The sequence below is a fragment of the Streptomyces europaeiscabiei genome (assembly GCF_001550375.1).
Classification (GTDB): Bacteria; Actinomycetota; Actinomycetes; order Streptomycetales; family Streptomycetaceae; genus Streptomyces; species Streptomyces europaeiscabiei.
Genome location: NZ_LRTR01000357.1, coordinates 17,832 through 27,430, shown reverse-complemented (window position 1 = coordinate 27,430; position 9,599 = coordinate 17,832). Strand labels below are relative to the sequence as shown.

Here is a 9,599-nt window from a genome sequence, read left to right as displayed (position 1 = left end):
GCGGGTTTCCTGGTGAGCCGGCGCGTCATGAGGGTGATCGCGGACCAGTTGATGAGGGCCTCGCTGTGCCGGGCCCCGCGAGGGGGTCGGTGGTCTGCAGCCGCACGAGGAGCTGGTTCGCCTGCGCGCCCTCACTCAGGCGCAGCCGCCCGGGAAGGTCGAGGTTCGCCTGGACCTCCTGGCGGTGATGCGGCATCGGGCCGGGGACCGGGAGGGCGGCGAGGCCCTGGCCTACCAAGCCGCCCACCACGGCGACACCGACGCCCTGAACCGCCTAGCCTCGGGCTTTCACGAACTGGGCGGTCCGCGACTTGATCACAGCTGGGAGAAGTACTCCTGACCAGCGGCATCGGAACTTGTCGAGGGTCCGGTTGGGTGCGAGGAGAGAAGCACCCCTCAGGTGAAGCGGGCGTACGATCTTGCCCCGAGCACTCCCCGATCGCCGTCGCGTGTCCGTCTATGCTCGCAGTGATGAGGTCGCCCGCACGGTAAAGAACGGGACCCGGGGTGCGGTCAGGGTCGTTTGCCTCATCACCATCGCGTGATGGAATCCGCGTAGCCAACTTCGCGGAGTCTCCTGAGCACGTTGTCCGACGGCTGGTCAGAAGAGCGGAAAATGCCCCTGACCAGCCAGAATGAGGATTGTCTAGGCCCTCGTTCCCGCGCCCGTCGGAGGCACTTTCCAGGTGAGTAAGCGTATCGGGTTGTACCCGCGTGTCCGCGTCGAGGGCGGTGGCCGCGGGACGGTCTCTCAGGCCGGGGCGGTGCTGCTGGTCGAGACGGTCCGCACGTCCGGCCTGGACACCGCGGTATCGGCGGCAATGGCGCCGTGGCGCAAGCCGCGAACGGTGCACGATCCGGGCAAGATCCTGCTGGATGTGGCCCTGGCCGTCGCACTCGGCGGAGACTGCCTGGCCGACATCGGCATACTGCGGGCCGAGCCTGACGTGTTCGGCCCCGTGGCCTCCGATCCGACGGTCTCCCGTCTCGTCGACGCTCTGGCCGCAGCCGGCCCGAAGGCCCTCACCGCGATCCGGTCGGCGCGGGCAGAAGTACGGTCGCGGGTCTGGGAGTTGGCCGGTGCGGACGGTCCGGCCGTCGACGGCACTGTGATCGTGGACATCGACGGTGTGCTGGTCCTGGCGCACTCCGAGAAGCAAGATGCCACCGCGACCTGGAAGAAGACCTTCGGCCATCACCCGCTGGTGGCGTTCGTCGACCACGGCCAGGCTGGTTCCGGCGAGCCGGTGGCCGCGCTGCTGAGGCCCGGCAACGCCGGCTCCAACACCGCCACCGATCACATCGAAACCACCCGGCTCGCCCTGGCTCAACTGCCCCGACACCTGCGGCGGGGCCGGCAGACGTTGATCCGCACCGACTCCGCCGGCGGCACCCACGCCTTCCTCGACTGGCTCTCCAGGCCCGGCCGGTGGCTGTCGTATTCCGTCGGAATGACCATCACCGACGCCATCCACCAGGCTGTGCTGAAGATTCCGAAGAAGGCGTGGACGCCGGCCTATGACGCGGGCGGCACCGAGCGGCCCGGCGCCTGGGTCGCGGAGATCACGGACATGCCCGACCTGAGTACGTGGCCGAAGGGGATGCGGCTGGTCGTCCGCAAGGAACGGCCGCACCCCGGCGCCCAGTTGCGTTTCACCGACCTTGACGGGCTACGGCTGACCTGCTTCGCGACCAACACAAGAGGCGGCCAGCTCGCCGACCTCGAACTGCGTCACCGCCGCCGGGCCCGCTGTGAGGACCGCATCCGAGGCGCCCGCGACACCGGACTGCGCAATCTGCCCCTGCACGACACCGCACAGAACTGGATCTGGCTGGAGATCGTCTCCCTCGCACTCGACCTCCTCGCCTGGATGCCGATGCTCGCGCTGACCGGCGAGGCCCGCCGCTGGGAACCCAAGAAGCTCCGTCTGAGGCTGTTCTGCGCCGCCGCCCAGCTCGTGAGCACCGGCCGCCGCCGCTGGCTCCGCTTCACTGCGCGATGGCCCTGGACCGACGAGATCACCCGGGCAATCGACCGGCTCAATGCCTTGCCGAGCCCCGGCTGACCAGCCACACCGACCACCCCAACGATCCGCACCACCACACCGGGAAAGTGGAACCCGGCGCCCACCCGACACGACACTCGGGCTGTCGGCGTGCCCATCCTCAGCCACCGAAAGCGAAACGGTCCGCCGACTCCGTCGGCCGACCGTCACGAAAGATCGAGGCTAAGGAAGCAAGGGACCCAACCCATCACCCTTATCTCCCTGCTCCAAGCGATGCAGGTGTCGGACTGGGCTTCGCCCTCACGGAACAGCACACTCCAGACTGAACAAGCTTTCGATCGCGCTCTGTCACCCTCACGAAGCGCCCGCCAGAATCGCTCATCCGCAGGACAGTCCAATCGATGAGGCCGCTCTCGCCAGCGAAATCGCCGCCATCACCGGTGTACACCATCCCCAACGCTCGCCCGATGACGCCCTGTTGCCGTACAGACACCCGCGATAACCTGCACATGTCCTGTGCAGCACAACAGACAGCACAGCCAGCGACAGTCGAGAGACGCGAGGGGAACCGTGGAGCGGCGGCACGATGTGCAGGGGCACTACGAGGAGCTGGCAGCCGAGTACGACGAGCACTGGATCTACGGTCCGGACTACATTCCCTGGATGTCCGGACGCATCGCCGAGGCACTGCGGCTCAGCTCCACAGACCGGATCGCCGACATCGGCTCCGGAACGGGCTTGTTTGCGAAGGAAGTCGCTGGGCAGCTGCAGCCGCGTCAGCCGATCCTGTGCGTCGACCCCTCAGAGGCGATGCTCTGTCAGCTCGGCACCCCGACTCCGCCAGACCTGACGCCGATCGTCGCGACCGCCGAGGACATCGCCGAAGGGCGTGCCGATCTGCCGTACGAGCAGCTCGACGCGATGTGGCTTAAGGAGTCGGTGCATCATGTGGCCGACCAGGCCCGGACGCTCCGGGGTCTGGCCGACCGGCTGGCACCCGGAGGACGGCTGCTGGTGGTGATGCTCCCGGCCACGATTCAGTACCCGCTGTTCCAGGCGGCCATCGACCGCTTCGAGGAACTGCAGCCGGACCCGGCGCACATCGAGGGGCATCTACGCGCGGCGGGGCTGGAAGCCGGCCTCACTCACGTCGAGCATGAACTGCGGATCGACCGAGACAAGTACTTCGGCATGGTCCGGGCCCGCTATATGTCGCTGTTGTCCACCTTCAGTGACAGCGAGATCGAGAAGGGCATCGAAGAGATGCGGGCCGCTCATCCGGAGCCCGTCCTGGTGTTTCCCGACCGGTTCGCGTTCGTCCTTGGGGAGCAGCGAGGGAAAGACGCGTGAGCACTGTGGTCGACGAACGGCTGCGGCGCCTGAGGAGTGAACTCGACGACCATTCGCGGATCGCCGACCGGCTGGGGCTCGATCTGGCGCGGCCGCTGCGGTCCCTGAACGACGGTTATCCCGAGAACGCTGTCGCCCTGGTCGGAAAGCTGGCCGAGAAGTTACTCAAGGAGCTGTGGCGTCACCACGGCATCGAGGGCGATCCTGCGACGAAGGCTCTGAACGACCTCGTCAAGCGCTGCCGACCGTATATCCGCAGCAGCACGGTCCTGGACGCGCTGGAAGACATCCGACGGCTCCGCAACAGGTCCACGCACGACGGGTACGACATCAGCGACGAGGACGGGCTACTGGCGGTACGCAGGCTCGTCGACGTGTTGATCTGGTTCACCGACACCGGAAGCGTGGCGCTGCTCGACGGTGAACCCGACATGGCCCCCGAGGTGGCGCGCCGTTGCGAGTTCCTTGCCGGCCTGTACCTCACACTCGGCTACCGCCAGGCCAAGCGGTTCGTCCTAAGCCGGGACACCGTGTACCAGTTGTTCTGCCGCGAGTCGGGGGTACGGCTCGAATACGTGGAGCTGATGCTCTCCCAGGACGCCGACGAGTTGAGTACGGTCCTCGCCTCCAGCGATGGCGAGCTGTTGCGTACCCGCCTGCCCAAGCTCACCCGGTTCGTCGTCCTAGACGACGACGGCGGTGGCGGAGCGGCTTCCGGCCCGCTCCATCAGCTGCTGGGCGAGGACTTCCGGATCGTGCGATACGACGGCTTCCTCGACACCATCGTCAATCTCGACAGCCACCTCGCCCGCGCCGCCTCCGCCGTCGAACCGGCCGAGCCGCAGACCGTTGTCGCTGCGGCGACACTGACCTCCGACCAGCGCACCGGCGAGTCGCAGGTCGTGCAGTCCGGTGACGCGGCCGAGTTGCTGTCGCGCCTCGCACGTAGCAGCGCGAACGTCCTGGTCACCGGTCGTCCCGGAAGTGGGAAGAGCACGCTCCTGCGCTCGCTCGCGGCCGACCCTGAGATCCGCCGCTTTCGCTTCTACTTCGACCTCGGGCTTAAACCGAAAGACGAACCGTTCTCGGAGTACGCGGCCCGGCTCCTGGCACCGGCCATGACGCCGTCGGACCGCTCCCGCGCCTTCGACCTTTTCCTCTACCTGATCCGCTCCGGGACCGCACTGTGCGTGCTCGATGCCGTCGATGAAGGCGTCGAGGAGTCGAGCCCTGCGGGATTTTTGCGGCTCTTCACCGATCTTGCCGCCGTCCTGTCCGCCGAATCGGCGGTGGTCATGAGTTCACGGGTGTCCTTCCTCGCGGACTCGCCCCAGGTGCGCCAGCTGCTGGACAGCGGTGCTGGCCGCTCCGAGCAACTGGTCGAGCAGATGTACGCGAACGGACTTGACCCGTCGCGTGTGCCGCACTTCCATGTCGTGCGCCTGGCAGAGCCCGAGGCCACCCCTCTGGAGAAGCGTCTCACCGCTGCGCTGGACCTTCCGTCAGGGCAGACGCTCGCGGACATCCTCGGAGCGCACATCACTCGGACGCTGGCCGAGCAAGGGCGGCCCGACCTTGAGGAGCGGCTGTCCGCCGCGTTCGGACACGCGTTCCTCACCGACCAGACCGTGTTCTCCCTCCTTAACCTACTGCGGCAGTTGGGGGCCGACGCGTTCACGGGCGGGCGGCTCGACCTCGACGCCTGCGTCCTTGAGCCTCTGCTACGACCTGCCGGGCCTGACCACGTCGCTTTCGTACACAGCGCGTACCAGGAACTGCTGGCCGCGCGGTATCTCACCGACCCGGCACACCGAGAGGAGGCAGCGGGCATTCCTGGCGGTGCCTTCCTCACTGAGCAAGTACGCGCGTTCTTCGCCGGAATGCCCTGCCAGCCGCAGACGGACGACTGTGTCCTCCCTGGCGGGGCATACCTGGTCGGTCCCGCCGAACGGCTATTGATCCGCCGTATCCAGCATCCCGTGCGCTTCGACCGTCACGCCGTGACCGTCGCACGCTACCGCCGATTCCTCGACGCTCTCGAAGCGGACGGCACCTCGCAGTGGGACCACCCGGACCAGCCCGCCGACATCACGCACCGCCCCTGGAACAACCGGCTGCGGCGGCCCGACCACTACGAGAATCCGCGCTACGACGCCCACCCGGCCATCTGCGTCAGCTGGTGGAGCGCGTACGCCTTCGCCGCCTTCGAAGGCAAACGGCTGCCGACCGCGCTCGAGTGGGAGGCTGCCGCGCGAGGCACCGACGGTCGGCTGTTCCCGTGGGGTGACGTGCCCGACGGCACCCGAGTCAACTGTGCCGACTCCTGGGTCGGGCGACCTGTCGTGACGTATCAGGCGTGGTATCAGGACTTCGCGGGGGACGCCCTTCGCAGAGCAGGCGTGACATCTGCCGAAGAGCGCCTGGGCAACCGTTCCCCGTTCGGTGTTCTCAACATGGTGGGCAACTGCTGGGAATGGACATCCACCAGCCTGGCCGACCCCGCCGAGGCCGTCATCTGCGGTGGCAGCTACGACAATCCGATGCGCGCGGTGCAGGCCAGCACGAAGGGTGTCTACCGAAAGAACGGTGCGAGCAACGCGGTCGGCTTCCGATGCGTGCGATCCATCGGCGACGACGACAGCACCAGCGGAACAGAGGAGACGACGACATGAGCGGCGGCCGGCCGCGATACGGGACCATCGTCGACACACGACTGAGCGGCGGAGGGCCGACGGGTGTGCTCAGCTCCTACATCATTCGAGACGATGAAGACGAGCGGTACTACAGCTTCGACTACCGGCACATCGTGACCGAAGGATTCCGGACCATCCGAGCGGGGGAGCACGTGCGTTTTCACATCAGTGCCGAGAGTCCCGATCGTGCCGAGTTCGTGATCCGCCTCGCCCAGCCCGACCAGGCCGAGTACTACCGGTGACCGACAATGGTCCGCTCCTCGGCAGGGTCACGGGGGCACGCCAGGAACTGACCGTCGTCCTGCCCGTGCATCTGGCTCGCACCCCTGACTGGGCCGAAGGCCCCTTCCCGTTCGAGCTGGGCAGCCGCCGCACCGACGCCGAGACCCGGTCGACCTACTTCGCCCCCGCTTCCGCCCGAGCTCTGTACGGGGCACCTGGACGGCCCCGCCGCTGGCACCTGCCCACGGACGTCAAACACGATGGGCTGCACCTTCTCGGTCTGGAACTCCTCCACGCCGCCACGGCCCGCAACCACGAACACGCGCTCGCCGTCCTGCACTTCAGCGTGGAGAGACCACTACTGCCCATACTCCGGGCGTTAGCCGGACGGCGGTCGGCAATCGCTGACGAACCGCTTACCGGCTCCTTCGACCCGGCCACGCTCCTCGCGGACGTCGCCAGCGTCCGCACCTCCGACGTGCCGTTCGCCATCTCCCGGCCTTACACGATCGCGTTCATGACGCCGACCGCACAACACACTCCCGCCCTCCGCGCAGGACCGGAAAGGGAACTACCCGCCGACGCCGACCGATGGCTGTGGCAACTGGCTTCACGCTCCACACCGGAAGACTTCCCCCTCCCGCCGGAGACCGCTAACGAACAGCTCAAAGACGCCGTGCGCATCTCGGCGGACTGGAGCGCCCTGGTACTGCGGCAAGGGGCTGCCTTCCTGGGCCACCGGCCCGATACCGGTCAGGGCGATTTCTTCGAATTCGGTGCCCTGCACTCCCGCACCGTCTACCTCGACGCCCTGCTCCTCGGCGTTCTCCAACGCGATCACATCGATGAACTCACCGACGAGCTTTCCGGGGTGTTCGACTCGTCACGGCTCGCACGACGCGTCGCCACCTTGGAGAAGAACATCGCCGTCTTTCGCAGCAACTACTGGCGGCAGCACCTCACAGCTCACGGTCCAGCGAACGACCTGCTGCTCGCTTTCCAGAACCAGCACCGGCTACCCGCCCGCTTCGGGGAAATCCTCGCCGAGGCGGGCGACTACAGCAGGCTCGTCCAGACTCAGGAAAGCCAACAGATCAGCGGCGCCCTGGGCCTCCTGACCGTTCTCGGCCTGCCACTCGGCACCGCCCTCGGCATCCTGCAAGTTCTCGACGACCACTCGGTGGCACACCTCCTCATATCGCTCGGCCTGTCGGTCGCTGCCACGGTGGCAGCCCTGACTACACGGTACGGACGCCTGGTTCTGTCGTCGCTGCGAGGCGGGATCGGCAAGGGCTAGGACCCTGGCACCGGTAAATAAGCCGATGGTGTGTTCACCCTCATCGCAACGTGGCGTGAGCCTGCCCGAGTCGGCCCTCTCCCCCATCCGGACGCCGTCGGCGGTAGACCCCTGGGAGAGATGCCCGAGTGCGGTAGGTCTGACGATCCGTACCCGAGTCGATGGCTTTTCCGGCGTTCTGTGCGATGCGGTCGCTGTCCGGGCCGCCTGACGCGGCGACGCCGACCCGGCCGTCCATCTCGCCCGCACCGTGCCGTAGCGGGTACCGACGAGTCGTCCATGTCCTGACGTCCTACGGCGCCTCAACGGCGGAGACGTGGTACTTCCTCACGTCCGCATCCCGAATCGCAGCCGCCTGCTCAGGCTCGGGTCCGGCGACGCGGAACTTCGTAAGGTCGGCGTCCGACTGCCATCGCTCGTACACGTTGATGCGATCCGCCTCGATCGGGTCGGCCGCCAGCACGAAGTCCAGACACCCTGCGGAAGCCCTCGCCTGCTCGACCACCCGATCGCATCCGGCCAGATAGTCGCCACGGGTGTCGGGGTCGACGTACAGCTTGCCAGCCACAATGATCACGTTCTTCCTCCTCGAGGCCCGAGCGGGCACTGTTGAGCTGCTCTCCCCAACGAGACCTGCATGGGACCCAAAACTCATCGGCGCGTCCACCATCGAGGTCGTGCCGGTGCGCGGTACTCCCACGCCGATTGCCTGAAGCCTGGGGCCGATCGTGGTCAGCGGCCGGTCAGCAGGCGGGTCTCCGCCGTGGGCGGGAGGGGCTTGGCCCACCAGTGGTCGTAGCGGCGGTAGGGGATCGGGTCGCGGGTGGCCAGGAAGGTCACGAGGGCCGCCGCCTCCTCGGCCAGGGCGGTCCAGGTCTCCTCGGGGAGGGGGTGGAAGGCCGTCGCCTCGATGGCCCCGGTTCCGCCGTCCAGCCCGCCCGCCCTGTCCGGCCCGTCCGGCCGGCCCTCCGGCGGAGGCACCGGGCGCCATACGCCCGCCACATACCCGTCCACCAGCAGCGTCGGCAACACGTCGCCGTTCATGCGGGTCACGTATTTGCGGTACTCGGCGGGGAGGACTCGGCCGCGGTCGGCGTACGCCAGGAGGGTGCTGTCCCACATGGCCATCAGGCGGGGTGGGGCGGGGGTGTCCTCTGGTGGGAGGGGGGCGCCGGGGAGGTCGTACAGCGGGGTTTTGCCGTCGGGGGCCTGGAGCACTTCGAGTTCCTCGGACAGTGGCTGCAGGGCCGTCCTGATCCGTCTCTGCTGGACCAGCGCGAACTGGGCCATGTCCGCCACCGACGCCGGGCCGAAGCCCTGGAGGTAGCGGCGGATCAGGGTGCGCAGGCCGTCGGCGGCCGCGTCCGGGTCCGTGAGTGACGGTCGGGGTGAGGCCGCCACGTACGACTGGCGGGTGTCGAAGGACCAGGGGCCGCCGGTGGGGGCGTGCCACAAGGGCGCGTAATGGCGGAGCATTCGGTGGGCGGCCGTGTCCGGCGCGGTGGTGGCGTCCGGCGCGGTGGTGCCGAGGTGTTCCTCCAGCCAGGTCCTGAGTTCGGCGGCTGTGCGCGGGGAGCCGTCGGCGTATTTCAGGAGGGGTGGGAGGAAGGAGTCCGCGTCGGATGCGGTCAGGCCGGAGGCTCTGAAGCGGGGGTCACCCAGGCGGGAGCCTCGGAGGGTGGGCTCCATGGCTTCGCGGAAGGGGACGTAGTCGTCGGCGTGGACGGTGTGGACGGTGATCCGCATCAGCGTCGCCCTGACCAGCCGGTGGTCGGTCATCGCCGCGTCCAGGGTCGTCGGGTCGAAGGGGGCGAGGCGGTTCCACAGGGCGATGTACGGGGAGGCCGGCTGCTGGGCCTGGAGGGCGACGATCCGGCGTACCGCCTCGACGACGTCCAACGGCTCCCGGTTGAGGAGGAGTTGGCGGGCGAGAGTGGCGCGGTTGAGTGCGCGGGCGGTGAGCTTCCTGGTCCCCATGGCGCGATTCTCCCGCACCGGGGTCCGACGCAGCAGGCCTTGCTCCGCCCCCTA

At 68.0% G+C, this 9,599-nt stretch carries 8 protein-coding genes; 6 read left to right on the top strand and 2 right to left on the bottom strand.

Going from position 1 to position 9,599, the window contains the following annotated elements; genetic code table 11:
* Positions 1 to 187: 187 nt before the first annotated feature.
* The 6 genes from AWZ10_RS51530 (at position 188) to AWZ10_RS17040 (ending at position 7,568) form a co-directional block, all read left to right on the top strand.
* Entirely contained in the window at positions 188 to 340 is a 153-nt protein-coding gene (locus AWZ10_RS51530) for a hypothetical protein (RefSeq protein ID WP_159058293.1), read from the top strand.
* 346 nt (positions 341 to 686) lie between these two features.
* A complete protein-coding gene (locus AWZ10_RS17060) occupies positions 687 to 2,066 on the top strand; it encodes an IS1380 family transposase (protein ID WP_060891237.1) in 1,380 nt (459 codons plus the stop codon).
* Between the two features lie 510 nt (positions 2,067 to 2,576).
* On the top strand, positions 2,577 to 3,356 hold the full coding sequence (locus AWZ10_RS17055; RefSeq protein ID WP_060891483.1) for a class I SAM-dependent methyltransferase: 780 nt from the start codon (positions 2,577 to 2,579) through the stop codon (positions 3,354 to 3,356).
* Positions 3,353 to 6,028, top strand: coding sequence for an SUMF1/EgtB/PvdO family nonheme iron enzyme (locus AWZ10_RS17050; protein WP_060891482.1), 2,676 nt, complete (start codon positions 3,353 to 3,355; stop codon positions 6,026 to 6,028). Before AWZ10_RS17055 ends, AWZ10_RS17050 begins: the two co-directional genes overlap by 4 nt.
* Positions 6,025 to 6,291, top strand: a complete 267-nt coding sequence (locus AWZ10_RS17045) for a hypothetical protein (RefSeq protein WP_060891481.1) — start codon at positions 6,025 to 6,027, stop codon at positions 6,289 to 6,291. The genes AWZ10_RS17050 and AWZ10_RS17045 overlap by 4 nt, the downstream gene beginning before the upstream one ends.
* Entirely contained in the window at positions 6,288 to 7,568 is a 1,281-nt protein-coding gene (locus AWZ10_RS17040; RefSeq protein WP_060891480.1) for a hypothetical protein, read from the top strand. Before AWZ10_RS17045 ends, AWZ10_RS17040 begins: the two co-directional genes overlap by 4 nt.
* Before the next feature lie 292 nt (positions 7,569 to 7,860).
* On the opposite strand, the gene AWZ10_RS17035 is transcribed toward AWZ10_RS17040, so the two are convergent.
* Both AWZ10_RS17035 and AWZ10_RS17030 read right to left on the bottom strand, forming a co-directional pair.
* A complete protein-coding gene (locus tag AWZ10_RS17035; RefSeq protein ID WP_060891479.1) occupies positions 7,861 to 8,145 on the bottom strand; it encodes a putative quinol monooxygenase in 285 nt (94 codons plus the stop codon).
* Positions 8,146 to 8,300: 155 nt separating this feature from the next.
* Positions 8,301 to 9,545 (bottom strand): winged helix DNA-binding domain-containing protein, encoded by a 1,245-nt coding sequence (locus AWZ10_RS17030; protein WP_060891478.1) that lies wholly within the window; start codon positions 9,543 to 9,545, stop codon positions 8,301 to 8,303.
* Positions 9,546 to 9,599 lie beyond the last annotated feature (54 nt).